This is a genomic window from Pseudomonas sp. H2_D02 (assembly GCF_054677635.1).
The window spans coordinates 648,775-673,595 of the sequence record NZ_CP162816.1 but is presented as its reverse complement, the minus strand read 5'-3'; the positions used below and the strand labels follow the sequence as shown (position 1 = coordinate 673,595).

Sequence of the window (24,821 nt, the reverse complement as noted above, 5' to 3'; positions counted from 1 at the left end):
AATTCACCTGTTTCTTGGGCTGCGATTTAAAGAGCGGGAGTATACCCGATTCGTTCGTGCGCACGCCCCCTGGAGCCTTATGCCACGCTGCTTTTGGTGTTCTGACGATCCTTTGTACATGGCTTATCACGATCAGGAGTGGGGCACGCCGCTGCGCGATGCGCAGGGTTTGTTCGAGTTGCTTTTGCTCGAAGGGTTCCAGGCCGGGCTGTCCTGGATCACCGTTTTGCGCAAACGCGAGCGCTATCGCGAAGTGTTGTACGGCTTCGACGTGCAGCGCGTGGCGCAAATGAGTGACGCGGAAATCGATGAGCTGATGCTCGACCCCGGCATCATCCGCAACCGTCTCAAGCTCAAGGCCGCCCGGCGCAATGCCCAGGCCTGGCTGGCGCTGGAAGACCCGGTGGCGTTCCTCTGGTCGTTCGTGGGTGATAAACCCATCATCAATCACTTCAAGGACCGCACCGAAGTGCCGGCCATTACGCCCGAGGCGCTGGCGATGAGCAAAGGCCTGAAAAAGGCCGGGTTCACCTTCGTCGGGCCAACCATCTGCTACGCCTTGATGCAGGCCTCCGGCATGGTCATGGACCACACCCAGGACTGCGACCGCTACGCCGAGTTGGTAAACGGTGGTTAGAATAGCCGGCTCGCAACACGGCCCATACATTCAGGAGTGACCTGTGGATAAGTTGAAAGGCGCCTTGCTGGTCGGCGCTCTGCGGTTGTTTGCACTGCTGCCCTGGCGGGCGGTGCAAGCGGTGGGCTCGGCCATCGGCTGGCTCATGTGGAAATTGCCCAACCGTTCCCGCGACGTGGTGCGGATCAACCTCGCCAAGTGCTTTCCCGAGATGGACCCGGCCGAGCGCGAGCGCCTGGTGGGCCAGAGCCTCAAGGACATCGGCAAATCCCTGACCGAAAGCGCCTGCGCCTGGATCTGGCCGGCCCAGCGCTCCATCGAACTGGTGCGCGAAGTCGAAGGCCTGGAGGTGCTGAAAGAAGCCCTGGCCTCCGGCAAAGGCGTGGTCGGCATCACCAGCCACCTGGGCAACTGGGAAGTGCTCAATCACTTCTATTGCAGCCAGTGCAAACCGATCATTTTCTACCGTCCGCCCAAGCTCAAGGCGGTAGATGAACTACTGCAAAAGCAACGCGTACAGTTGGGCAACAAAGTCGCGGCGTCGACCAAGGAAGGCATCCTCAGCGTCATCAAGGAAGTGCGCAAAGGCGGCCAGGTAGGCATCCCCGCCGACCCGGAACCGTCCGAATCCGCCGGTATCTTCGTGCCCTTCTTTGCCACCCAGGCCCTGACCAGCAAGTTTGTGCCGAACATGCTCGCTGGCGGTAAAGCAGTTGGCGTGTTCCTTCATGCCCTGCGCCTGCCGGACGGTTCCGGCTACAAAGTCATCCTCGAAGCCGCCCCGGAAGAGATGTACAGCACCGACACCGAAACCGCCTGCGCCGCCATGAGCAAGGTGGTCGAGCGTTACGTACGCGCCTACCCGAGCCAGTACATGTGGAGCATGAAACGCTTCAAGAAACGCCCGCCGGGCGAGGCGCGGTGGTACTGAAGGCAGGGCATCAATTCCGGCAAAGGCCTTACTTGTGGCAAGTATCCCCTCGCCACAACCACAATGCCTTGGCCTGCACGGTACCCGTGGCGAGGGAGCTTGCTCCCGCTGGGCTGCGCAGCAGCCCGCCCCCCTAAAGCTCGGCCCCCCGCTGTCGATAACCCGATGTATCCGCCAATCATGGACCGATGAAATGGAATTCTCTGTTAGCTCTGACGCTATCTCTCCCGCCAACACTAACCTCACCCGCTCCGACCAGAAGTTGGTAACCAATCCTCCTACGGACGCCGTAAAGCAGCTGACAAGTGCCGGCCCTGCAGCGATCTTTCACCCCAGTGAAGAAACCCAGGCCATGGTGCAATCGCCGGTCATCATCGAAACCTGGATCGGTCGCTCCCAATCACCAGACTTCCCTCGATTCGCCGCGATTACCGAGAGCGCGAAAAACACCCTGAGAAGCGCTTTCGAGACGTTCCAGTCAATGCTGTCGGCAACCCATCCGGACCTGGCCGGCAAGAAATATGGCTTCACCGTCGAGGCCGATGGCCGCCTGAAGGTGCTCAACACGGCCGGCCAACTCAGCAGCGCGGACACCCAGCGGCTGACCGATCTGCTCAATGAGTCCACTGACCTGAAAGCCGCCGCCGTTGCGTTCCGTGACGCCTCTATCGACATGGTCGACGCCGACTCGCCCTGGTCCGGCAGTTACCTGGGCCGCTACAACCTGACCCAGGAAAACTTCGCCAGCACCATCGATCTGGCGCCGATGCTCAAACGCGCCGGCTCGGTCCCTCCCCAGGAGTTTTCGGACGGGTTGTTTTTCAACCAACTGGCGTACAAAGGCGAACGGGCGACGCGAGAGACGGAAGCCGCAATGCTTGAGCGGCGTGCTGCGCAGCGATTCAGCGCGCAAGCCTGAAAGCTGGGTCGACCGAACCCCGTGGCGAGGGAGCTTGCTCCCGCTGGGCTGCGCAGCAGCCCCTCCCCATGACCAAGAACCCCCACCAACCCTGTGGGAGCGAGCTTGCTCGCGAAGAGGCCGGCAACTTCACATCGATGTCGGCTGATGCCCTAACCTTGCTTGTTCCCCAACCTGCCAAGGAAGTAGCAACGGGCATCCGCGGAAAAGACCGTCACAAAGAGGCGCAAAGCCTCAATCGTGTCCATGATTAAGGGCCTGCGATATCGGCGACGTTGGACGGCAAAGCCTTTCTAGATCCGTCGGACGACCGTTCAGCCAGAAATATCGCACTTCCTCTGGTTCGTTAATCAAGGAGTCCCCTCATGAATATCGATTTCACCGGACGTCATGTCCTGGTCACCGGGTCCACCAGCGGTATCGGTTTCGCGACTGCCAAAGGCTTCCTTGAAGCTGGCGCTCAAGTGGTTATCAACGGTCGCAGCGAGAGCAGTGTGGAGGACGCGCTGCAGCGCTTGGGCGCCCTTGCTTCAAGGGCGACTGGTTTTGTCGGCGATCTCAGTCACGCGCCTGGCTGCGAGGCACTCATCGCCAAGCACCCCAGCTTCGATATCGTCATCAACAACCTGGGCATTTTCAAACAGGAAGACTTCTTCGAAACGCCGGACAGCGAATGGCAGCGCTTCTTCGAAACCAACGTGATGTCGGGCGTGCGTGTTTCCAGGGCCTACGCTCAGGGCATGGTCGAGCGCGGTTGGGGGCGGATTGTGTTTATCTCGTCGGAATCGGGCGTGAACATTCCTGCCGACATGATCCACTACGGCTTCACCAAAACCGCCCAACTTTCAATCGCTCGTGGCCTGGCCAAGCGCCTCGCTGGCACGGGCGTGACGGTGAACTCGGTGTTGCCGGGGCCGACGCTTTCCGAAGGCGTTGCCCAGATGCTCCAGGCGGACGTCGAGCGCAGTGGGGAAAGCCTGGAAAAAGTCGCGGCAGATTTCGTCAACGAGCATTGCAGCACCTCGATCATCCAGCGCGCGGCGCGCGTCGAGGAAGTCGCCAACATGATCATCTACGCCAGCTCGGAACAGGCCTCGGCCACCACTGGCGCGGCACTGCGTGTCGATGGCGGTGTGGTGGATAGCATCGTTTAGGACCCCGGAACATGTTGCAAAAAAAACGCCGCTTCCTCGTGAGAGATAAGCGGCGTTTGTGGCTGGAAACAACATGGGTTGATTCGACCAGCTCTTGGGGCGGTGGAGGGATTGTTTAGCCCACTCTATTTTCCATCAGTCGGTCCGAACCGCCCTCGGCTACGCGATTTTCGATCAGTCGATCCGAGCCACCTTCGGCTACGCGGTTTTCGATCAGTCGATCCGAGCCACCTTCGGCTACACGGTTTTCGATCAGACGATCCGAGCCGCCTTCAGCGACACGGTTCTCGATCAGTCGATCCGAGCCACCCTCGGCGAACGTAGGTTGAACATAGGAAGTCGCGAACGCATTGCCGAGGGACAGTGCCAGAAGCGAGCCAATGAGTGTTTTGCCGAGAGTGTTCATGTCCTGATCCTTTTTATTCGTAGATAGAGTGAGTTAGACGGTGACGTGCAAACGGACTTCGACGTTGCCGCGTGTCGCGTTGGAGTACGGGCAAACCTGGTGAGCCGCATCGACCAGCGCTTGGGCATCGGCTTGATCCAGGCCTGGCAGGCTGATGTGCAGGTCGATGTCCAGACCGAAACCACCAGGGATCTGGCCGATGCCGACGTGGGCCGTGATCGAGGCGTCAGCCGGAATGCTACGTTTGCTCTGGCTGGCGACAAATTTCAACGCGCCGATGAAGCAGGCCGAGTAGCCGGCGGCGAACAACTGCTCAGGGTTGGTGGCTTCACCACCGGCGCCGCCCAGGGCTTTTGGAGTGGCCAGTTTCACGTCGAGAATCTTGTCGCTGGAAACAGCACGGCCATCACGGCCACCGGTGGAGGTTGCGACTGCGGTGTAGAGAACGTTCATGGTGTTTCCTCTTTTGCTGATGGGTTTGAGTTGTTTTGGTTTGCGCTAAATGTTTGCGCGCTAACCAGTTGCGACAAAGTTAACGGACGAATAATTAGCGCGCAAGCTAAATTTTGAAAAATTTTTCGTCTTTGAATTAACCAGTTGATATGAAAGGAAATTTATTTTTAGGCTTTGCAATATCGCCAGCCCGCGTGAGCCGCGAGGTGAGGCCAGGGGAAGGACGCGCCTGGGGAATCAGCAGGACCCGCGCAATTGCAGGCTCTCAAAGGGAGGGAAATTCGCACCGATGATGGGCTTCTCGATCGTCCAACGCGTGCCGTAACGCAACTCGCCCTGATGGCGTAAGCTGAGCTGCGCGGATGCTCCCGTGGAAATGCCACATGGAAGATTTGGAATGACTCGAATTATTGAAATCCTGACGTACACCTTAAGGCCAGGATCGGGATTGGATTTTCACAAAGTAATGCAGAATGTCAGTGTTCCGCTTCACCTGGAGGCGGGCATGGATGTCGTTTCTTATGGCTGCTCATTACATGATAGTGACAACTATCACCTGATTCGCTCCTATGAAAGCGAAAGCCATCGCCAGGTATCTCAAGCAGTTTTTTACGCAAGCGTTGCCTGGAAGCAGGGTCCGAGAGAAGACATCATCAGTCGGATTGAAACCAGTACAACGATCGTTATGGCGCTCGCTCAAGACGCAATTGATGCCATCAGAGCTTCCGTAGACCTGTCTGGAGCCGGAGCTCGATCCGCGTAGCCGACATCGACAAAGGCAGGCCCAGTCAAATTCCGACTGTTAATACAAATCAACCCGACTAAGCGACAGCCACTCGATTACGCCCCAACGCCTTCGCTCGATACAGGGCCTTATCCGCATCGTTCATCAAGCTGTGAAGATCCTTATTACAGGCCCCCGTCGATGCGACGCCGAGGCTGGCCGATATGCCGTGGACAGGCTCGATCATCAAACCCGCGATCGTATCGATGAGCTGTTCTGCAATCTGGGTAGCGACTTCGATGGAAGTGTCCGGAAGCAGAATGGCGAACTCTTCCCCGCCGAGCCGCCCGTGGATATCGGTTGCCCGAAACGACGAACTGATCACCACCCCCATCTCGCGCAAAACCTGATCCCCCACCTGATGGCCGTAGGTGTCGTTGATGTGCTTGAAGTGATCCATGTCCAACATGACCGCACACAACCCCAATCGTTTGCTCTTGCACTCGTTGTAGAGTTGCTGGGCATGCTCGAAAAAAGCCCGCCGACTCTTCAGGCCGGTCAGTTCATCGGTTTGTGCGGCACGGGTCGAAATGCTGTTCGCCTGTTCCATTTCGCGAGTAAGACGAAAGGCGATTTCCAGTGCCTGGGACATCTTGTGCGTGGCGCGGGCCGCAAAGGCCGCAAACACCAGGATCGAAAGGGCCATGCCGACTTGAATCGAGGACGGTTGAAACAGCAGCCAGGCGGTGCAGGGAAACAGCACCAGGCCAATGGAGACCAGGGTCATATCGCGGTAGGCCGAGTAGCAGGACACCGCGCTGACGGACATCCCGACCGTAAAGAGCATGACCAATGCCTGGGACAACAGATCGTCCGCTCGGCATGATCACAAACGCGCCGCCGCCCCAGATACCGGCGGATAACACCAGTGTGATCCAGTATTTGCGCTCCCAACGTTGAGGCGTGCGCTTACTTTCGTCGCTGCGGAAATAGGCAACGAACATTGCGATACGCAACAGTGTCGATGCGGTCAGGATGGCCAGCCACCAAAAAATAACGCTGTGCTCAAACCGGTCCCAACACAGCCAGCTCAGCATGATGGCAGCCAGGTAACTGCCAAAAACCGCAGAAACGGATTGGCGAAACAGTTGTTGCAGTCGGTCAGTTCGCACTTGCTCGGCTATGAAGCAATCCTGGCCGTTCCGAGATCTTGGGCCATCCATTTGATCCACCTGATCGTGACGCAACGAAAACGGCGATTGTGGCACCCTGCCACCAATGCAAACAACTGAATTACTGTGGCGAGGGGATTTAGCAAAACGTCAGACGCCCCAACCATTCCTTCCTGACGACAACCAGGATCAGGCTGGAATCAACCCTGTCTCCCGGTAACTCAATATCAAATCATCGTACAGACCGACATCCGCCCGAGTCCGCGCGATCAACTGGGCACCCGCAACAGCGGTGTAGATGGCACGGGCTCGGCGCTCACATTCTGCCGCGCTGCCCACTTCGACATCGGCCAACACCTGGGCAAGCCATGTCACGTTAACGTCCGCAAACGCGCGGATCTCCCGCAAGACTTCATCGGGAAGATCTTCGTATTCGGCGGCCATGAAGCTGGACAGACATAGCCTGTTCCCGTCCTCAAGCGACTTTCGAAAAATGGATGGATACAACTGAACGCACACCTTCGGCTCGGGATTGGCGGCGCGTATCCCTTCAAGCACCTGCTGCACGTCTTGCCAGTAGCGCTCGGCAACCGCGGCAGCCAGCCCTGCCTTGCTCGGAAAGTGGTAGTAAATGCTGGCGTTCTTGATGCCCACCGCTTCGGCAATGCTACGGAAATTGATCCCACTGTAACCGTGCAGTTGGGCAGCGGATTTCGCTGCCGCCAAGATGGCTTCTCGAGCATTTTCGTTCACGTTACCGCCTCGTTACGAGATTTGATTCAGTTGGACGCGATTCTACGCCCGGATCCCCTACCTGCCAATTGTCAGGTAGGGGATTGACGGGGTTAAAATATCAGCTCAATCTTTCACCTACCAATTGACAGGCAGGTGCTCGAATCATGTCTCCTTCACAACAGCGCGCTGACGTTTCAACGGTTCCTGAAATGAAAATCTACGATTGGTTCAACGGCCCCTACCCCGCCCGCGTGCGCATTGCACTGGCGGAAAAAGGCTTGTTGCCGAAAATCGAATTCATTCCGGTGAATCTCTGGACCGGTGAGCACAAGAAACCGGAATTCCTCGCCATCAATTACTCCGGGACACTGCCCGTGCTGGAGCTGAACGATGGGACGCTGATCGCCGAATGCACGGCGATTACCCAATACCTGGATAGCCTCGTCGGCGAACCGACGCTGACGGGCGAAACGCCTCTGGAAAAGGGCCTTATCCACATGATGACCAAGCGTGCCGAGCTCGAATTTCTCGACGCCGTCAGTGTGTACTTCCACCATGCCACGCCGGGCCTCGGCCCAGATGTCGAGCTGTACCAGAACGCCGAGTGGGGCGGCCGGATGCGCGACAAGGCGATCAGAGGCATGCGCTATTTCGACAGCCTGCTCAAAGACCAGCCCTTTGTGGCGGGCGAGAAATTCTCGATGGCAGACATTGCGGTACTGGGCGGGATGATCTTCGCCTCGCTGGTGCAGCTCCCCGTGCCTGGAGAGTGCCTAGCACTTCGAGCCTGGCACGCCAGGATGCAGGAGCGCCCCAGCGTCCGGGCATGGCGCGCGATGGTCGAGCGTGGCGCCGCGTAGCGCTGATAAAAAAGAAAAACCCGACGCTTTACGTCGGGTTTTCGTGGGTACGACTGCAAGTTCGACGTGCTTATCGGATTACTCGACTTGCGACAGCTTGGCGTCGTCGCAACCGGCAGCACGGCACTCGCGCTCCACAGCCTTGAGTATGACGATACGCGCCTCGGTCTTCTCATTGGCGCAGTCCAGGTAGAGCAGGCCATCGTTGGAGCAGGCGCTGTCACGATTTTTGATCCACTGGATTTGAGCGGCTTTCACCTTTTTCTTTTGATCCGGGTTCAGGGCACTCATCGTCTTCTTGTATTGATCATTGATGTCCTGATCCGACTGAACCATTTTCAGCGACGCGCAATAGGTTCTGTCATAGGCGTTTCTAGGGTTGTCGCAACTCATCGCAGACGCCGATGCGGATGCCATTGCCAGCAATGCCCCAACCAACAAAGACTTGATCACTCACTTCTCTCCCTGAATGCCCTCTATTGATTAGAGGTCGCGGCGCGAATTTATCATGAGGGTTATGGAACAATGAAGCAGATCCCAGGGTTTATTCGGCCCGAACGATGGACAAACGCTGCAAAAAAAACGGGCCTGCGTTCCCACGCAGCCCCGTTCTTTTCACACCCAATCAGCTCAAAACGCCGGCAAAACCGCGCCTTTGTACTTCTCAAGAATAAAAGCCTTCACTTCCGGCGTATGCAGCGCGGCGACCAGCTTCTTCATCGCCTCACTGTCCTTGTCATCCTCACGAGCCACCAGGATGTTCACATAAGGCGAGTCGTTACCTTCAATCACCAACGCATCCTTGGAAGGATCAAGCTTGGCCTCCAACGCATAGTTGGTATTGATCAACGCCAGATCCACCTGGGTCAGCACCCGCGGGATAGTCGCCGCTTCCAGCTCACGGAATTTCAGATCCTTTGGGTTCTCAACGATGTCCTTGGTAGTGGACAGGATGTTGCCCGAGTCCTTCAGCTTGATAATCCCAGCCTTAGCCAGCAACAACAGCGCACGACCGCCATTGGTAGCGTCGTTCGGGATCACTACGTTAGCGCCGCCCGGCAATTCGGTCAGTGCCTTGTACTTGCTGGAGTAAGCACCCAGGGGTTCCAGGTGCACGCCGGCCACGCTCACCAGATGCGTGCCCTTGGCCTTGTTGAACTCATCCAGGTACGGCTGGTGCTGGAAGAAGTTGGCGTCCAGGCGCTTTTCCGCGACCTGCACGTTCGGCTGGATATAGTCGGTGAAGACTTTGACCTTCAAATCCACGCCTTCCTTCGCCAACGCCGGTTTGACGAATTCGAGGATTTCCGCGTGGGGCACGGGCGTGGCCGCGACGGTCAGGGTGTCGGCGTGGGCGGAGAACGCGGCGGCAGCAGCGAAGGCAACCAGTAGTTTTTTCATTCAGCTAACTCCTTTTGAGGCGCCTGCTCTCGGCGCCTGCCAGCGAATGGCCGGCTCATGTTTATGGGCGCGAGGCCTTATTTTCTAGAGAAATGCACAACCAGCTTGTCGCCCACGGTTTGCAGGACCTGAACCAGGACCAGCAGCAACACCACGGTCACGACCATGACGTCGGTCTGGAAACGCTGGTAGCCGAAGCGGATCGCCAGGTCACCCAAACCGCCGGCGCCGACCACACCGGCCATGGCCGTGTAGGACACCAGCGTAATCGCTGTCACCGTAATCGCTGCAAAAATGCCCGGACGGGCTTCCGGCAGCAAGGCGTTGACGATGATCTGCCGCGTGGTCGCGCCCATGGCTTGGGTGGCTTCGATGATGCCGCGGTCGACTTCGCGCAAGGCGGTTTCCACCAGGCGGGCGAAGAACGGTGTGGCGCCGACCACCAGCGGTGGGATCGCGCCGGCCACGCCTAGGGAGGTGCCGGTGATCAACACCGTGAACGGGATCATCACGATCAACAGGATGATGAACGGCAGCGAACGCAGGATGTTGACGATCAGCGACAGCAGCGCATAAACGCCGCGGGCTTCGAGCAGTTGGCGCGGGCTGCACAGGAACAGCAACACGCCCAGGGGCAAGCCGAGCAGGACGGTGAACAGCAGCGAGCCGAACAGCATCAGGAAGGTGTCGCCGGTTGCCAGCCAGATTTCCAGCCAGTCGACGTTTGCAAAAAATTCCATCAGCGCAGCACCTCCATGTGGACATCGGCCGCGGTGAAGCGGGCGAATGCCGCCTCCATGTCACCGCCGGTGATGGCGAGGGTCAGTTGCCCGTAGGGGGTGTCTTTGATGCGGTCGATGCGACCGGCCAGGATGCTGTAGTCCACACCGGTTTCCCGGGCGACGGTGCCGAGCAATGGCGCGTAGGTCGCTTCGCCCTGGAACGTCAGACGCACGATACGCCCTGGGACGTGGGCGAAATCGTCGCGCTGTTCGCTTTCGTCGATCTGCTCGTCTTCCTGGACAAAACGCTTGGTGGTCGGGTGCTTCGGATGCAGGAACACCTCGGCCACCGGGCCTTGCTCGACGATCACGCCGGCGTCCATCACGGCCACTTGGTCGCAAACGCGGCGGATCACGTCCATTTCATGGGTGATCAGCACGATGGTCAGCTTCAGCTCGCGGTTGATCTCCGCCAGCAGTTGCAGCACCGAAGCGGTGGTCTGCGGGTCGAGGGCGCTGGTGGCTTCGTCGCATAGCAGGATCTTGGGTTTGGTCGCCAGGGCGCGGGCGATGCCGACGCGCTGTTTTTGGCCGCCGGACAGTTGCGCCGGGTATTTGCGGGCGTGGTCGGACAGCCCTACCCGCGCCAGCAGCTCGGCGACGCGCTGGTCTATTTCGCTGCGGGACAATTCACCAGCCAGCGTCAGCGGCAGCGCGACGTTGTCGGCCACGGTCTTGGACGCCAGCAGGTTGAAGTGCTGGAAAATCATTCCGACTTGCTGGCGGAAGCGGCGCAGGCCGCTGGCGTCCAGGGCGGTGACTTCTTCACCGTCGACGATGATCTTTCCGCCCGTGGAATCTTCAAGGCGATTGATCAGGCGCAGCAGGGTACTTTTTCCTGCACCGGAATGGCCAATCAGGCCGAAGACCTGGCCGTTCTCAATCGTCAGACTGGTCGGATGCAGGGCGGGGATATCCCTACCGGCAACCCGGTAGGTTTTATGCACATTTTGAAACTCGATCACGTAGCGAACCTTGTGGGGCGCGTTGAAAAAGGATCAGCGGTTAGCCGGGCGCGCATTTTAGCCTGTCCGTATAGAGGTTCTTAGCATTTATTTGAGAATGAACCAGTGATTTGGCAATAAGGCGATCAAAGGACAGATAAAAGGAACACAGCGAAACGCCATCGGTCACTCATTAAGCAACTCAAAACATGCCCAGGTGCCGTGCCTGGCGCATCGAACTCATGGGTCCTGGCCATGGCGGGGATCGCAACGAGGAGTCATGCCTGATGAGCATTAACAAACCTGCCGCCCCCAGCCAATTGGCCGGGACCGATACCCTGGACCGTAGCAATACCAACGCCAAACTCGAGAGCCTGGAGCAGTTTCGCTCCGACGCCACCGAACAGGCGTTGCGTACCAACCAGGGCGTAAAAATCGCTGATAACCAGAACACGCTCCGGGCGGGTGCGCGTGGGCCGTCGCTGCTGGAAGATTTCATCATGCGTGAGAAAATCACGCACTTTGACCACGAACGCATCCCGGAGCGCATCGTTCATGCCCGCGGGACTGGCGCCCATGGTTATTTCCAAAGCTATGAAGCGCATTCGGCCCTGACCAAGGCCGGTTTCCTACAGGACCCGAGTAAAAAGACGCCAGTGTTCGTGCGTTTTTCCACTGTGCAAGGTCCGCGGGGTTCCGGTGACACCGTGCGGGACGTGCGTGGCTTTGCCGTGAAGTTCTTCACCGACGAAGGCAACTTCGACCTGGTGGGCAATAACATGCCGGTGTTTTTCATCCAGGACGCGGTGAAGTTTCCAGACTTCGTCCACGCGGTTAAACCCGAGCCCCACAACGAGATTCCCACCGGCGGCTCGGCCCACGACACGTTCTGGGATTTTGTCTCACTGGTGCCGGAATCGGCTCACATGGTGATTTGGGCGATGTCTGACCGGGCCATTCCAAAAAGCCTGCGCACCATGCAAGGTTTTGGCGTGCACACCTTCCGCATGATCAACGCCGAAGGCCTGAGCAGCTTCGTCAAATTCCACTGGCGACCCAAGGCTGGGACCTGTTCCTTGGTGTGGGACGAAGCCCAGAAGCTTGCAGGCAAGGATACCGACTACCACCGTCGCGACCTCTGGGAATCCATCGAGATGGGCGATTACCCGGAATGGGAATTCGGCGTGCAAATCGTTGCCGAGGAAGACGAGCACAAGTTCGACTTCGATCTGCTCGACCCAACCAAGATTATTCCCGAAGAGCTGGTGCCCATCACGCCGCTGGGCAAGATGGTGCTGAACCGTAACCCGGATAATTTCTTCGCCGAAGTCGAGCAGGTTGCGTTCTGCCCCGGGCATATCGTGCCGGGCATCGATTTCACCAATGACCCGTTGCTGCAAGGCCGGCTGTTTTCCTACACCGATACGCAGATCAGCCGACTCGGTGGGCCGAATTTTCATGAGTTGCCGATCAATCGCGCAATCACGCCCGTGCACAACGGCCAGCGGGATGCCATGCACCGCACTACCATCGACAAGGGACGTGCGTCCTACGAGCCGAACTCCATCGATGGCGGTTGGCCGAAAGAGACGCCGCCCGGCCCACAGGATGGCGGTTTTGAAAGTTATCCGGAGCGTATCGACGCTCACAAGATTCGCCAGCGCAGCGATTCGTTTGGCGATCATTTCTCCCAGGCACGGCTGTTTTACAAAAGCATGAGCCCCCACGAAAAAGAACACATCATTGCGGCCTACAGCTTTGAACTGGGAAAAGTGGAGCGTGAATTCATCCGGGCGCGGCAGGTGAACGAGATCCTCGCCAACATCGACCTGGAACTGGCCGGGCGAGTTGCCAAGAACCTTGGCTTGCCGGCACCGAGCGCCGGTACGGTTGATGTCCCGACGCCATCGCTGGAGCAATCCCCGGCCTTGAGCCAGGCGAACCTGCTCTCTGGCGACATCAAGACGCGCAAAGTGGCGGTATTGGTGGCCAACGGTGTCGATGGGGCGGTCATCAATGCACTCAAGCAAGCCCTGGAGGCCGAAGGTGCCCACGCCAAAGTGCTGGGGCCGACCTCGGCGCCGGTCACCACGGCGGATGGGCAGACGCTGGCGGTGGATGCGTCCATGGAAGGCCTGCCGTCGATTGCCTTTGACGCGGTGTTCGTGCCAGGCGGTGCGGAGTCGATCAAGGCCTTGAGTCGCGACGGCGTGGCGTTGCATTACGTGCTGGAGGCCTACAAGCATCTGAAAGCCATTGGGCTTCATGGTGAGGCCCGGCAGCTGTTGGTGGAGTTGAAGCTGGAGGTGGATGCGGGGTTGATCGAAGATGCGGATGCGAGCGGTTTTTCGCGGTTTTTTGCGGCGATTGCCCAGCATCGGGTTTGGGCGCGGGAGCCGAAGGCCAAGGCGGTTCCGGCCTAAAGAGATTTGTTGTCTGGTAGGGCGCTATCGCGAGCAAGCTCGCTCCCACATGGGGTTTCGTGATCGACACAAACCACTGTGGGAGCGAGCTTGCTCGCGATGCTTTTAGGGCTTACGCGGCGTTAGCACCATCTGTGCTTAAGCACACTGCGCAAAATCTGCTTCTGCAGTTTCAAGTCAAACCCCGGATCAAGCTTCTTGACCCGCTTTGTCAGCAACGTCGCCAGCCATGGATAGTCATTGGTGCGTGGCGCCTGGATGCTGACGTCACACTGATAACTCACCACATCGGCGGCGATGGCATCTAATTGCCGACGCATTTGCTGTATATCAGCGAGGTTAAGCGCAACGGTGGTGCTCGGCGCGCTCGGGTCGATCACCTTGGCGACGGGTTTTGCTTCGGCAGCCTTGAGGTCTGCTTCGGCTTTATCCAGCTCGGCCTTGCGGGCCTCGGCAATGGCACTGTTGACTTCGCCGGTCAGCGCTGGAGCCTTTGGCATCAAGGCCCGGGCACGGCTCAGGGCAGTGGCGGCGGCGTTTACATCGCCTTTTTGCAGATCGATCTGGCTGCGGCGCAGGTACGCCTCGGCCAGTTGCCGTTGGTAGGGCTCCAGCGAGTGATCTTCGGGCGCCTGGCTTTGCAAAGCGGCCAATTGGTCTTCAGCGGTGGCCAGCTCATTGCTGGCCAGGCTTTGTTCGAGCTGGGCAATGGCCGGAGCCCTTGTATCAGGGGCCTCGACGACTGGCGGCGTGCTCTGGCAGGCACCCAGCAGCAGGGAAAACGCGACAAGGAGCAGATAACGGGAGGCGAACGGCTTCATTCCTGCGACTCTCTATTTGCGCAAAAAGCGAGCAAGTCTACACCCCTCGACGGGGCAGGACAAAACTCAGCAGAAACAACGCAGCGGCGCTGACCACGATCGATGGGCCGGCCGGGGTGTCCTTGAACCAGGACAGTGCCAGCCCGCCACACACCGCGAGCATGCCCAGCAGGCTTGCACCCAAGGCCATCTGCTCGGGTGAGCGGGCGTGACGCTGTGCCGCAGCCGCAGGAATGATCAGCAATGAGGTAATCAGCAAGACGCCGACGATTTTCATCGCCACGGCGATGACCACCGCGATCAACAGCATCAGTGCCAAGCGCAGGCCCACCACGGGCAAACCTTCGACTCGCGCCAGCTCTTCATGGACGGTGACCGCCAGCAACGGACGCCACAGCGTCACCAGCAACAGCAGCACCGCCGCGCTGCCGCCGAGGATCCAGGCAAGGTCCGTCGGACTGATCGCCAGCAAGTCGCCGAACAGATAGGCCATCAGGTCGATCCGCACGTCCCGCATGAAGCTCAGCACTACCAGCCCGAGCGACAGCGTGCTCGGCGCCAGGATGCCCAGCAGCGTGTCGGACGCCAGCGGCTGGCGTTGTTGCAAGGTCACCAGCACCACCGCGAGCAGCAGGCAGCCAACCGTCACCGCGATGGCCGGGCTGACGTCCAGCAGAAAACCCATGGCCACGCCAAGCAGCGCCGCGTGGGACAAGGTGTCGCCAAAATAGGCCATGCGCCGCCAGACCACGAACGACCCCAGTGGACCGGCCACCAGCGCGAGCGCCAAGCCTGCAAGCAGGGCGTACAACAGAAAATCAGCCATGCTTGCAGCCGTCTCCATGAACATGTTTTGAAGCAGAAGGGGGTTGACCACCGAACCGTGCAGGTCATGGGCATGGTCATGGTGGTGATGATAAATCGCCAGACTCTGTGCGTTCTTTCCGAACAGCTCGACGAAAGCCGGATCGCCGCTGACCTGTTCAGGATGCCCGGAACAGCAGACGTGACGGTTCAGGCAGACCACCTGGTCGGTGGTGCTCATGACCAGGTGAAGGTCGTGGGACACCATCAACACGCCGCAGCCATGGCGGTCGCGCAAACGGGTTATCAAGCTGTACAGCTCGGCCTGTCCCGCTACATCGACCCCTTGCACCGGCTCGTCGAGCACCAGCAGTTCGGGCTCGCGCAACAGGGCACGGGCCAGTAATACCCGCTGCATCTCGCCGCCGGAAACACTCTGGACCGGGCTGTCGATCACCTGCTCGGCGCCGACTTCCTTCAGCGCGGCCAAGGCGCGTTCACGATCCACGCCCGGTACCAAACGCAGGAATCGCAGGACCGACAGCGGCAACGTTGGATCGACATGGAGTTTTTGCGGCATGTAACCGACGCGCAACCGAGGCTTGCGCCAGACGCTACCGCTGTCCGGCTTGAGCAGCCCCAGCACGGCGCGCACCAGGGTGGTCTTGCCGGCACCGTTGGGGCCGATCAACGTCACGATCTGCCCCGGTTCGACGCTTAAATGGATATTATCCAGCACGTTCTGCCCGGCGAACGTCACGGCCACCTGCTCGAGGCGGATCAGCGCGTTGTTCATCAGGCCCCCTGGCAGCCGGAGCAGAGGCCGACCACTTCGACGGTCTGGGTGTCGACCACGAAGCCGACGTCCTTGGCGCTGGCGATGATGGCATCGCTGATGGATTTCTGTTCCAGCTCGATGGCGGCGTGGCATTCGCGGCAGATCAGGAACTGGCCTTGGTGGGCGTGTTCCGGATGGTTGCAGCCGACGAAGGCGTTCAGCGACGAAATGCGATGCACCAGGCCATTTTCCAGGAGGAAATCCAGGGCACGGTAGACGGTTGGCGGCGCGGCACGACGGCCGTCCTGCTCGCTGAGCACCGCGAGAATGTCATACGCGCCCAGTGGCTTGTGGCTTTGCCAGACCAATTCCAGCACCCGCCGACGCAGGGCTGTCAGGCGCAACCCTTGGCGCGCGCAAATGGCATCGGCCTCGGACAGCGCGCTGTGCACGCAGTGGGAGTGATCGTGGGGACGGCTGGCGAGGGGTGTAATAGGCATGGGCAGCGACGAGTTCAGTGAGAGACGTTATTATGTTACCCGTTCTCGCCTCTTCGAGTGGTCATCGTGTCCCGATTTTTTTCGCTCTTTGTCGCTTTTGTCGCAAGTTTCCTGCTGATTGGCTCGGCCCAGGCCGACGTCAAGGTGCTCACCAGCATCAAGCCGTTGCAATTGATTGCCGCCGCCGTGCAGGACGGCGTGGCCGTTCCGGAAGTGCTGCTGCCACCGGGCGCTTCGCCCCATCACTACGCGTTGCGGCCCTCCGATGTGCGCAAGGTGCAATCGGTGGACCTGCTGTACTGGATCGGGCCGGACATGGAAGGTTTCCTACCGCGTGTGCTGAACGGTCGTACGTTGCCATCGGTTGCGGTGCAGGACCTACCGGGGCTCACGTTGCGTCATTTCGCCGAGGACAGCGCGTCCCACGAAGATCATGACGATGGCGGCGATGAGCACGATCATGATCATCGCCCCGGCACCGTGGATGCCCACCTGTGGCTGTCGCCGCACAATGCGCGCGTGATCGCCGCCAGGATGGCGGCTGACCTGAGCGCAGCGGATCCGGCGAATGCTGCCCGTTATCAAAGCAACCTCAAGGGTTTCAACCAGCGCCTCGATGCCTTGGACGCGCGCCTCAAGACACGCTTGGCCGGGATCGCGGGCAAGCCGTATTTCGTCTTCCATGAAGCATTCGATTATTTCGAAGACAACTATGGACTCAAGCACGCCGGGGTGTTCGCCGTGGCCGCCGAAGTCCAGCCCGGCGCCCAGCACGTGGCGGCCATGCGCACGCGCTTGCAGGCGGTGGGCAAGACCTGCGTCTTCAGCGAACCACCGTTGCGCCCGCGCCTGGCCGAAACCCTGGTGGCCGGGTTGCCGGTGAAACTGGCGGAGCTGGACGCGCTGGGTGGCTACACCCCGGCGACGGCGCAGGGGTATGAGCAGTTGTTGGAGAAGTTGGGGAATGATTTGGCGGGGTGTTTGGAGTCGCTATAGCCTGTCAACGCAGAACCTGTGGCGAGGGGATTTATCCCCGCTGGGGCGCGAAGCGGCCCCCAAAAAATATCAGCCGCCACGGTCCGCCAATAGAAAGCAAGGGGCTGCTGCGCAGCCCAGCGGGGATAAATCCCCTCGCCACAAGAGCAGTCAGCTTCGCGTCGCCTGCTGTTATAGGGCGAAAGGCAACAACGCGTGGACCTTCTGCCGCTGCGCCAACCGCTGCTGGAATTCCATCGGATCGTGGATCAACACATCCTGACCAGCGAACGACTCGGCGGCGATCAGCCGCGACAACCAGAACCGCACGCATGCCACACGCAGCATGGTCGGCCACAGTTGCGCCTCGGCGGCGGTGAACGGCCGTAGCGCCGCATAGGCGCCCAGCAATGCCCTCGCCCGTGGGCCATCGAGCACGCCGTCGTCATCCGAACACCAGTCATTCAAGGCGATGGCGACGTCATACAGCATCGGCCCGGAGCAGGCGTTATAGAAATCGATCAGCCCGGTCAGGTGCGTACCTTCGAACATCGCGTTGTCGCGGAACAGGTCGGCATGGATGTTGGCCCGGGGCAGCGCCAGGATGCCGACTTTCTTCAGCGAAATTTCCTCCAGCGCAGCTTCCAGCAACTGACGTGGCTCGGTATCAAGGTGCGACAGCAGTTTGCCGCCCTCCTCCTCCATCCAGTCCAGGCCACGATCGGTCTTGCGTTTGATCATGTTGTCCTTGGTCGCCAAGTGCAGATGCGCGAGCAATTCGCCGACCTGGGCGCAGTGCTGGGCGTTGGCCTGCTTGATGTGCTTGCCGGCCAGGCGCGGTTGCAGCAGCGCCGGTTTGCCCGCCAGTTCCCGCAGCGCAACGCCGTCTGTCGTACGCAAGGCGTAAGGCACCGGCAGATTGGCGTCGTGCAGAACGTCCAGCAGTTCGATGAAGAACGGCATTTCCTGCACCGGGCCACGTTCGACCAGGGTCAGGACGAATTCACCCTGCTCCAGGCTGATGAAAAAATTGGTGTTTTCGCTGCCGGCAGCAATCCCCTGGAAATCAAGTAGACGGCCAAGCCCATAAGGGGCGAGAAAGGTTTCCAGCTCGGGTCGAGCCAGGGGCGTGAACACAGACATGGTTAAAACTGCCAGTACGGGCGCCCTTCAGCGGGCGCCGGTTGAAGTCGGGAGCGGCATCACCACTCAAAGATTTTCCACGAAGGGATCAGCATATCCGGCTGGTCCGAGCGGATGAAGTTTGCATCAGTGCCGTCGGCGCGTACCAGGAAATAAGGCTTGCCGTTCTTGGGCGTGACCTTGATCGCGTACAGAAAGCCGTTTTGCCGATATTCCTGGATGGTTTTGTCGCCTTCGGTGCGGATGGTGACATCCGGGTCCGCCGAGGGTGCGTCGTCCGCCGCCATGACGGCTATCGGGGTGAATGCAAACAAGCCAGCGAGTAACAGGCGATTTAGTGTACGCATGATAACCTTGTCCCTTTGTCGTCAACGGTCCCGCTATTCTAGCCTTGGACCCGCCGAAAAGGTTGATCCTGCTCATGAGCCAAGCCCCCCTCGTCCTGGTGGACGGTTCTTCTTATCTGTACCGCGCCTTTCACGCGCTGCCACCGCTGACCACGTCCAAAGGCCTGCCGACAGGCGCGGTCAAGGGCGTGCTGAACATGCTCAAGAGTCTGCGCAAGCAGTACCCGGACAGTCCGTTCGCCGTGGTGTTCGACGCCAAGGGTGGGACGTTTCGCGATGCGCTGTACGCCGAATACAAGGCTAATCGCCCGAGCATGCCCGACGACATGCGGGTGCAGATCGAGCCGCTGCACGCCAGCGTCAAGGCCCTGGGCTTCCCGCTGCTGTGCGTGGACAACGTCGAGGCCGATGACGTGATCGGCACCCTGGCGCGCAGCAGCGCGGCGGCTGACCGTCCGGTGGTGATCTCCACCGGCGACAAGGACATGGCGCAGTTGGTCGATGGGCACATTACCTTGGTCAACACGATGACCGGTAGCGCCCTGGACGTGGCTGGCGTGAAGGAGAAGTTTGGCGTCGCTCCGGAGCAGATCATCGATTACCTGGCGTTGATGGGCGATTCGTCCGACAACATCCCGGGCGTTCCGGGCATCGGGCCGAAGACCGCTTCCGGCCTGCTGGTGGGCGTCAATGGCGGCCTGACCGAACTGTATTCACAGCTGGATATTGTCGCCACGCTGCCAATTCGCGGAGCCAAGACCCTGGCCGCCAAGCTCGAAGAGCACAAGGAAATGGCCTTCCTCTCCTACGAGCTGGCGACCATCAAGACCGACGTGCCGCTGGATGTCGGCCTCGACGACTTGCAGATGGGCGCCCCGGATCACGAGAAACTGGCCGAGCTTTACACCTTGCTGGAGTTCAAGAGCTGGTTCGAAGAAAACCAGCGGGACGCCAAGCGTGCCGGCCAGGAGATCGTCGAAGTTGCCGAAGAACAGCCCGGCGCTGCCGAGGCCAAGTACGAAGTCATCCTTGACCAGGCGCGCTTCGACGCGTGGCTGGCGAAACTCGACAAGGCGCCGCTGTTTGCCTTCGTCACCGAAACCAACGGAGGCGATGCCCAGCACTCGCAACTCGTTGGGTTGTCGTTTGCCGTGGCGCCTTTCGAAGCGGCGTATATCCCGCTGACGCATTCCTACATGGGCGTGCCCGAGCAGTTGGACCGCGACACGGTGCTCAAGGCGCTCAAGCCGCTGCTGGAAGATCCGAACAAGCTCAAGGTCGGCCAGCACGCCAAGTTCGAAACCAATATCCTGGCCAACTGCGCCATCGGTGGCGACCAAGACAACGGCATCCTGGTCCAAGGCATTGCCTTCGATACCATGCTTGAATCCTACGTGCTGGATTCCACCGCGACTCGCCACGACATGGACAGCCTGGCGCTCAAGTACCTGGGCCAAAGCAAGACCGACTTCCAGGACATCGCGGGCAAAGGCGTCAAGCAACTGACCTTCGACCAGATATCCCTGGAGCTGGCGGGGCCTTATGCCGCCGAAGACGCCGACGTAACCTTCCGCCTGCACCAGGCCTTGCAGGAAAAACTGGCCGCCACGCCGAGCCTGGGCAAGGTACTCAGCGAGATTGAAATGCCATTGATGCCGGTCCTGGCGCGGATCGAGCGCCAAGGGGCGCTGGTCGATGCCAACCTGCTGGGCGCGCAGAGTGTCGAGTTGGGCGAGAAACTGGTGGCGTTGGAGCGTGAGGCGTTTGCCATTGCCGACGAGGAATTCAACCTGGGCTCGCCGAAGCAATTGGGCGTCATCCTGTACGAAAAACTTGGCCTGCCGGTGCTCAGCAAAACCGCCAAGGGCCAGGCGTCCACCGCCGAAGCGGTGCTCGCCGAGCTGGCGGAACAGGATTACCCGCTGCCCAAGGTGCTGATGCAGTACCGCTCGCTGAGCAAGCTCAAGAGCACCTACACCGATCGCCTGCCGGAGCAGATCAACAGCCGCACCGGACGCGTCCATACCAACTACCAGCAAGCCGTCGCTGCGACCGGACGCCTGTCGTCCATCGACCCGAACCTGCAGAACATTCCGATCCGCACGGCCGAAGGTCGGCGCATCCGCCAGGCCTTCGTCGCGCCGAAAGGCTACAAGCTGCTGGCGGCGGACTATTCGCAGATCGAGCTGCGGATCATGGCGCACCTGGCCAAGGATGAAGGTCTGCTCCATGCGTTCCGCAACGACCTGGATGTGCACCGTGCCACCGCTGCGGAAGTGTTCGGCGTCGAACTGCAAGCCGTCACCCATGATCAGCGTCGCAGCGCCAAAGCGATCAACTTCGGCTTGATCTATGGCATGAGCGCGTTTGGCCTGGCCAAGCAGATCGGCGTTGATCGCAAGCAGTCCCAGGCCTACATCGACCGCTACTTCGCCCGTTACCCGGGTGTGCTGGAATACATGGAGCGCACCCGCGCCCAGGCGGCCGAGCAAGGTTTCGTCGAAACCATTTTCGGTCGTCGCTTGTACCTGCCGGACATCAACGCGAAGAACCCGGCCCTGCGCAAAGGCGCCGAGCGCACCGCCATCAACGCGCCGATGCAAGGCACCGCGGCTGACATCATCAAGAAAGCCATGGTGGCCGTGGATCGCTGGCTGGCGACTTCAGGGCTGGATGCGAAGGTGATCCTGCAGGTCCACGACGAACTGGTCCTGGAAGTGCGCGAAGACCTGGTCGATCAGGTGAGCGGGGAAATCCGCCAGCACATGAGCGCCGCCGCCACGCTGGACGTGCCGCTGTTGGTGGAAGTAGGTGTGGGCAATAACTGGGATGAGGCGCACTGATTCCCACGTCCTGAGGCCCAGGGCTTTTGTGGCGAGGGAGCTTGCTCCCGCTCGGCTGCGCCCAGTAGGAGCTGCCGAAGGCTGCGATCTTTTGATCTAGATTTTTCACTTGAGATTCAAGCGTCAGGGGAAAGATCGCAGCCTCGTTTCACTCGACAGCTCCTACGGGCCTGCTTCGTAAGACCATTGCCACATTGAATCGCCGAAAACACTGGCTTGGCTTCGTTAGCTCTGAAAATTCCTACAGTTATTTCCAAAAAAAATCTGAACTAAACCCGTGAAATCCCACTCAGAGATTCTGAATGGCTGGTGAAGCCCTTCAATGCTCCTATGTTGTGTTAAGTGTTGGCAGATATCTGGACCCCGCCCTAGCGGTCCGGAACTTGGACCCCGAACTTCCCCCTCCCCATACGAAGTCCGGGGTTTTTTTTGCCTGCGATTTGGCTTATTCAGCCGCGTCGCTGCCCTTGTCCGCCAGCTCCATCCAGTCGGCCAGCACCGTGTAGGCTTCTTCCAACCCCATGCGCTTGGGGGCCGAGAACAACTGGATGGTGATCGTATCGCCCCAGCCCTTGCGAATCTCCGACTGCACCTTGAGCAGCGTGTTCTTCGCGGCGCCGTAGGTGAGTTTGTCGGCTTTGGTCAGCAGAATGTGCATCGGCATGCCGCTGGCGACTGCCCAATCGAGCATCAGCAAGTCGAAGTCAGTCATCGGATGGCGGATGTCCATCATCAGAATCAAACCCTTCAAGCTTTCTCGGCTGCCCAGGTAGGCTTCCAGGTGGCGTTGCCAGTGCTGCTTGAGCGGAATCGGCACCTTGGCATAACCGTAGCCGGGCAGGTCGACCAAACGGCGTTCATCGTCTAGCTTGAAGAAGTTCAAGAGCTGTGTGCGGCCCGGAGTTTTCGAAGTACGGGCCAGGCTCGCATGGGTCAGGGTGTTCAGCGCGCTGGACTTACCGGCGTTGGAACGCCCGGCGAAAGCCACTTCGAAGCCTTCGTCGTCAGGGCATTGATCGACTTTGGCAGCGCTGAGCATGAAGGTGGACTGTTGGCACAGGCCGAGGATAGGGTTCTTCAGTTGCATGGGATTTCCGATGTGGGCGGCGTCGGGAATGGACGCGGCAAGCTGTGTCGTTTCCGTTTCAGTGACGCCAGTATATAATGCCGCAGATTTTGTGTGCGCTTTGTCCCAGCGTAGGATGAGGCTCACGGGAGCGACCGACCGAAATTGCGCACTAGAACGCAGCTCGCTCTCAACCCTGAAAAGGTCGTTTTATGACGAAATGGCTGCTAGCTGCCGGTGTCTTGATGCCGCTTTACAGCGCTCAGGCTACACAGGATCCGGAAGCTGTGTACAACCGTGTTTGTGGTGCTTGTCATTCCGGCCAACTGCCCACGGCACCCCGCAAGGGTGACCGGGAAGCTTGGACGCCAAGGTTGGCGAAAGGTATGGGGACGCTGGTGCAACACGTGACCCAGGGTTTCAAGGCGATGCCGCCGCGTGGTTTGTGCATGGACTGCAGTGCCGAGGATTACCAAGCCATCATCCAGTGGATGAGCGAGTAAACCCGGTCCATAACTCTTTAACCCTTAGCCGTAGTTGGATTAGCTGATGAACAAACTGATCGTGAGTCTGCTGTTGACCTTGGGGATGTCCGGCGTAGCCCACGCCGCAGGCGATGCCGCCGCCGGCCAGGCAAAAGCGGCCGTATGCGGGGCCTGCCACGGCCCGGATGGCAACAGCATGGCGCCCAACTTTCCGAAACTGGCGGGCCAGGGCGAGCGTTATCTGACCAAGCAATTGCATGACATCAAGGACGGCAAGCGTGTCGTCCTGGAAATGACTGGCCTGCTGACCAACCTGAGCGATCAGGACCTGTCGGACATCGCCGCTTATTTCGCCAGCCAGAAGGGCAGCGTCGGCGCCGCTGATCCAAAACTCGTGGCTCGCGGTGAAGCGCTGTTCCGCGGCGGCGACCTGGACAAGGGCCTGCCCGCCTGCACCGGCTGCCACTCGCCGAATGGCAGCGGCAACGCCGCCGCAGGCTTCCCACACCTGGGCGGCCAGCACGCGCAATACGTCACCAAGCAATTGACCGATTTCCGCAAGGAAGAAGGTGGTCGTGCCAACGACGGCGACGCGATGACCATGCGCACCATCGCGCGCAAGCTGAGCGACGAAGACATCGCCGCTGTGTCGAGTTATATCCAGGGTCTGCATTAAGACCGTTGGCCAGGCGTTGTGAGGTTTGCATTCCCCGCAACGTTAACACTCGATTAATCTGTCGATGCAAACATCAAAAGGGTGGCTTTGGCCGCCCTTTTTTGTGGCCGCTGCCGTTACACTAGCGAACTTGAACCCGCCACGGTCTGTCTTAGAAACAGGTCTCGCGAGGCCACCTCATTGTCCAGGAGTAAAGCATGCGTAATCTGATCATCAGCGCCGCGCTCGTCGCTGCCAGCCTGTTCGGCATGGCCGCCCAAGCCAACGCCGAGGAATCGAAGGCCCCTTACGTCGAGTTGACCAACCCCGTTCCGGTGGCTGTGCCTGGCAAGATCGAAGTGGTGGAACTGTTCTGGTACGGTTGCCCGCATTGCTATGCGTTCGAGCCAGTCATCAACCCATGGGTTGAAAAACTGCCTTCGGACGTGAACTTCGTGCGCATTCCGGCCATGTTCGGCGGCCCATGGGACGCCCACGGCCAGATGTTCCTGACCCTCGAAGCCATGGGCGTCGAGCACCAGGTTCACGCAGCGGTGTTCAATGCGATCCAGAAAGAAGGCAAGAAGCTGACCAAGAAAGAAGACATGGCCGAGTTCCTCGCGACCCAGGGCGTCGACAAGGACAAGTTCCTGGCCACGTTTGACTCCTTTGCTATCCAGGGGCAGATCAAAAAGGCTCGTGAGCTGGCGAAGAAATACGAAATCACTGGCGTACCGACCATGATCGTCAACGGCAAATACCGCTTTGACATCGGCTCCGCTGGCGGCGCGAACGAAGCACTGCAACTGGCCGACAAGCTGATCGCCAAAGAGCGGGCGGCGACCAAGGCCGCTGCCAACTAA

At 59.7% G+C, this 24,821-nt stretch carries 24 protein-coding genes and 3 pseudogenes; 12 read left to right on the top strand and 15 right to left on the bottom strand.

What is annotated here, in order from left to right; translation table 11 throughout:
• Window positions 1-79 precede the first annotated feature (79 nt).
• From AB4N42_RS03025 to AB4N42_RS03010, 4 genes are all read left to right on the top strand, one after another.
• Entirely contained in the window at window positions 80-637 is a 558-nt protein-coding gene (locus tag AB4N42_RS03025) for a DNA-3-methyladenine glycosylase I (RefSeq protein ID WP_030139014.1), read from the top strand.
• 43 nt (window positions 638-680) lie between these two features.
• The gene (locus tag AB4N42_RS03020) at window positions 681-1,568 is read left to right on the top strand and encodes a lysophospholipid acyltransferase (protein WP_030139013.1); all 888 of its coding nucleotides are present in this window, start codon (window positions 681-683) and stop codon (window positions 1,566-1,568) included.
• A 193-nt stretch (window positions 1,569-1,761) separates the two neighbouring features.
• Window positions 1,762-2,487 carry a hypothetical protein gene (locus AB4N42_RS03015; protein WP_217860729.1) on the top strand — a complete coding sequence of 242 codons (726 nt, stop codon included), beginning with the start codon at window positions 1,762-1,764 and terminating at the stop codon, window positions 2,485-2,487.
• A 365-nt stretch (window positions 2,488-2,852) separates the two neighbouring features.
• Entirely contained in the window at window positions 2,853-3,641 is a 789-nt protein-coding gene (locus AB4N42_RS03010; protein WP_460115856.1) for an SDR family NAD(P)-dependent oxidoreductase, read from the top strand.
• Between the two features lie 115 nt (window positions 3,642-3,756).
• Here the strand turns inward: AB4N42_RS03010 and AB4N42_RS03005 are convergent, their stop codons facing one another.
• Together AB4N42_RS03005 and AB4N42_RS03000 are read right to left on the bottom strand one after the other, a co-directional pair.
• Window positions 3,757-4,047: a hypothetical protein gene (locus AB4N42_RS03005; protein ID WP_217860735.1), complete on the bottom strand. Its 291-nt coding sequence runs from the start codon at window positions 4,045-4,047 to the stop codon at window positions 3,757-3,759.
• 33 nt (window positions 4,048-4,080) lie between these two features.
• The gene (locus tag AB4N42_RS03000; protein WP_198796131.1) at window positions 4,081-4,500 is read right to left on the bottom strand and encodes an organic hydroperoxide resistance protein; all 420 of its coding nucleotides are present in this window, start codon (window positions 4,498-4,500) and stop codon (window positions 4,081-4,083) included.
• 397 nt (window positions 4,501-4,897) lie between these two features.
• Here AB4N42_RS03000 and AB4N42_RS02995 point away from each other — a divergent pair, with 397 nt between their 5' ends.
• Window positions 4,898-5,263 (top strand): NIPSNAP family protein, encoded by a 366-nt coding sequence (locus AB4N42_RS02995; protein ID WP_198796130.1) that lies wholly within the window; start codon window positions 4,898-4,900, stop codon window positions 5,261-5,263.
• A 58-nt stretch (window positions 5,264-5,321) separates the two neighbouring features.
• On the opposite strand, the pseudogene AB4N42_RS02990 reads toward AB4N42_RS02995, so the two are convergent.
• Together AB4N42_RS02990 and AB4N42_RS02985 are read right to left on the bottom strand one after the other, a co-directional pair.
• Window positions 5,322-6,447, bottom strand: a pseudogene (locus AB4N42_RS02990) (GGDEF domain-containing protein).
• Between the two features lie 138 nt (window positions 6,448-6,585).
• The gene (locus AB4N42_RS02985) at window positions 6,586-7,149 is read right to left on the bottom strand and encodes a TetR/AcrR family transcriptional regulator (RefSeq protein ID WP_217860739.1); all 564 of its coding nucleotides are present in this window, start codon (window positions 7,147-7,149) and stop codon (window positions 6,586-6,588) included.
• Window positions 7,150-7,340: 191 nt separating this feature from the next.
• Here AB4N42_RS02985 and AB4N42_RS02980 point away from each other — a divergent pair, with 191 nt between their 5' ends.
• The gene (locus tag AB4N42_RS02980) at window positions 7,341-7,991 is read left to right on the top strand and encodes a glutathione S-transferase (protein WP_030139005.1); all 651 of its coding nucleotides are present in this window, start codon (window positions 7,341-7,343) and stop codon (window positions 7,989-7,991) included.
• Window positions 7,992-8,069: 78 nt separating this feature from the next.
• Here the strand turns inward: AB4N42_RS02980 and AB4N42_RS02975 are convergent, their stop codons facing one another.
• From AB4N42_RS02975 to AB4N42_RS02960, 4 genes are all read right to left on the bottom strand, one after another.
• Window positions 8,070-8,444 (bottom strand): lysozyme inhibitor LprI family protein, encoded by a 375-nt coding sequence (locus tag AB4N42_RS02975; protein WP_033062452.1) that lies wholly within the window; start codon window positions 8,442-8,444, stop codon window positions 8,070-8,072.
• A 177-nt stretch (window positions 8,445-8,621) separates the two neighbouring features.
• The gene (locus AB4N42_RS02970; RefSeq protein WP_030139003.1) at window positions 8,622-9,392 is read right to left on the bottom strand and encodes a MetQ/NlpA family ABC transporter substrate-binding protein; all 771 of its coding nucleotides are present in this window, start codon (window positions 9,390-9,392) and stop codon (window positions 8,622-8,624) included.
• Window positions 9,393-9,469: 77 nt separating this feature from the next.
• A complete protein-coding gene (locus AB4N42_RS02965; protein WP_030139002.1) occupies window positions 9,470-10,132 on the bottom strand; it encodes a methionine ABC transporter permease in 663 nt (220 codons plus the stop codon).
• Window positions 10,132-11,139: a methionine ABC transporter ATP-binding protein gene (locus AB4N42_RS02960; protein WP_198796129.1), complete on the bottom strand. Its 1,008-nt coding sequence runs from the start codon at window positions 11,137-11,139 to the stop codon at window positions 10,132-10,134. The genes AB4N42_RS02965 and AB4N42_RS02960 overlap by 1 nt, the downstream gene beginning before the upstream one ends.
• 266 nt (window positions 11,140-11,405) lie before the next feature.
• Here AB4N42_RS02960 and katE point away from each other — a divergent pair, with 266 nt between their 5' ends.
• The gene (katE, locus tag AB4N42_RS02955) at window positions 11,406-13,541 is read left to right on the top strand and encodes a catalase HPII (RefSeq protein ID WP_460115855.1); all 2,136 of its coding nucleotides are present in this window, start codon (window positions 11,406-11,408) and stop codon (window positions 13,539-13,541) included.
• A 105-nt stretch (window positions 13,542-13,646) separates the two neighbouring features.
• On the opposite strand, the pseudogene AB4N42_RS02950 reads toward katE, so the two are convergent.
• The 4 genes and pseudogenes from AB4N42_RS02950 to zur form a co-directional block, all read right to left on the bottom strand.
• A pseudogene (locus AB4N42_RS02950) lies at window positions 13,647-14,362 on the bottom strand (PA5502 family lipoprotein).
• A 37-nt stretch (window positions 14,363-14,399) separates the two neighbouring features.
• On the bottom strand, window positions 14,400-15,188 hold the full coding sequence (gene znuB, locus AB4N42_RS02945; RefSeq protein ID WP_217860747.1) for a zinc ABC transporter permease subunit ZnuB: 789 nt from the start codon (window positions 15,186-15,188) through the stop codon (window positions 14,400-14,402).
• Window positions 15,181-15,962 (bottom strand): annotated as a pseudogene (znuC, locus tag AB4N42_RS02940) (zinc ABC transporter ATP-binding protein ZnuC). Before znuC ends, znuB begins: the two are co-directional and overlap by 8 nt.
• Window positions 15,962-16,444, bottom strand: coding sequence for a zinc uptake transcriptional repressor Zur (zur, locus tag AB4N42_RS02935; RefSeq protein ID WP_018602776.1), 483 nt, complete (start codon window positions 16,442-16,444; stop codon window positions 15,962-15,964). Before zur ends, znuC begins: the two are co-directional and overlap by 1 nt.
• Before the next feature lie 66 nt (window positions 16,445-16,510).
• Between zur and AB4N42_RS02930 the strand changes: the two genes are divergently transcribed.
• Window positions 16,511-17,440 carry a zinc ABC transporter substrate-binding protein ZnuA gene (locus tag AB4N42_RS02930; protein ID WP_030138996.1) on the top strand — a complete coding sequence of 310 codons (930 nt, stop codon included), beginning with the start codon at window positions 16,511-16,513 and terminating at the stop codon, window positions 17,438-17,440.
• A 171-nt stretch (window positions 17,441-17,611) separates the two neighbouring features.
• Here AB4N42_RS02930 and AB4N42_RS02925 read toward each other — a convergent pair whose 3' ends face one another.
• A complete protein-coding gene (locus AB4N42_RS02925; RefSeq protein WP_198796124.1) occupies window positions 17,612-18,562 on the bottom strand; it encodes a homoserine kinase in 951 nt (316 codons plus the stop codon).
• A 59-nt stretch (window positions 18,563-18,621) separates the two neighbouring features.
• Complete coding sequence (locus tag AB4N42_RS02920) at window positions 18,622-18,909, bottom strand: DUF2782 domain-containing protein (protein WP_030138994.1); 288 nt, start codon at window positions 18,907-18,909, stop codon at window positions 18,622-18,624.
• Between the two features lie 74 nt (window positions 18,910-18,983).
• On the opposite strand from AB4N42_RS02920, the gene polA reads away from it, so the two are divergent.
• Window positions 18,984-21,752, top strand: coding sequence for a DNA polymerase I (gene polA, locus AB4N42_RS02915; RefSeq protein ID WP_460115854.1), 2,769 nt, complete (start codon window positions 18,984-18,986; stop codon window positions 21,750-21,752).
• Between the two features lie 445 nt (window positions 21,753-22,197).
• On the opposite strand, the gene yihA is transcribed toward polA, so the two are convergent.
• On the bottom strand, window positions 22,198-22,839 hold the full coding sequence (gene yihA / locus AB4N42_RS02910; protein ID WP_030138992.1) for a ribosome biogenesis GTP-binding protein YihA/YsxC: 642 nt from the start codon (window positions 22,837-22,839) through the stop codon (window positions 22,198-22,200).
• Between the two features lie 191 nt (window positions 22,840-23,030).
• On the opposite strand from yihA, the gene AB4N42_RS02905 reads away from it, so the two are divergent.
• From AB4N42_RS02905 to AB4N42_RS02895, 3 genes are all read left to right on the top strand, one after another.
• Complete coding sequence (locus AB4N42_RS02905) at window positions 23,031-23,321, top strand: c-type cytochrome (RefSeq protein WP_030138991.1); 291 nt, start codon at window positions 23,031-23,033, stop codon at window positions 23,319-23,321.
• A 46-nt stretch (window positions 23,322-23,367) separates the two neighbouring features.
• A complete protein-coding gene (locus tag AB4N42_RS02900; RefSeq protein ID WP_030138990.1) occupies window positions 23,368-23,979 on the top strand; it encodes a c-type cytochrome in 612 nt (203 codons plus the stop codon).
• Between the two features lie 197 nt (window positions 23,980-24,176).
• A complete protein-coding gene (locus tag AB4N42_RS02895) occupies window positions 24,177-24,821 on the top strand; it encodes a thiol:disulfide interchange protein DsbA/DsbL (RefSeq protein ID WP_217860749.1) in 645 nt (214 codons plus the stop codon).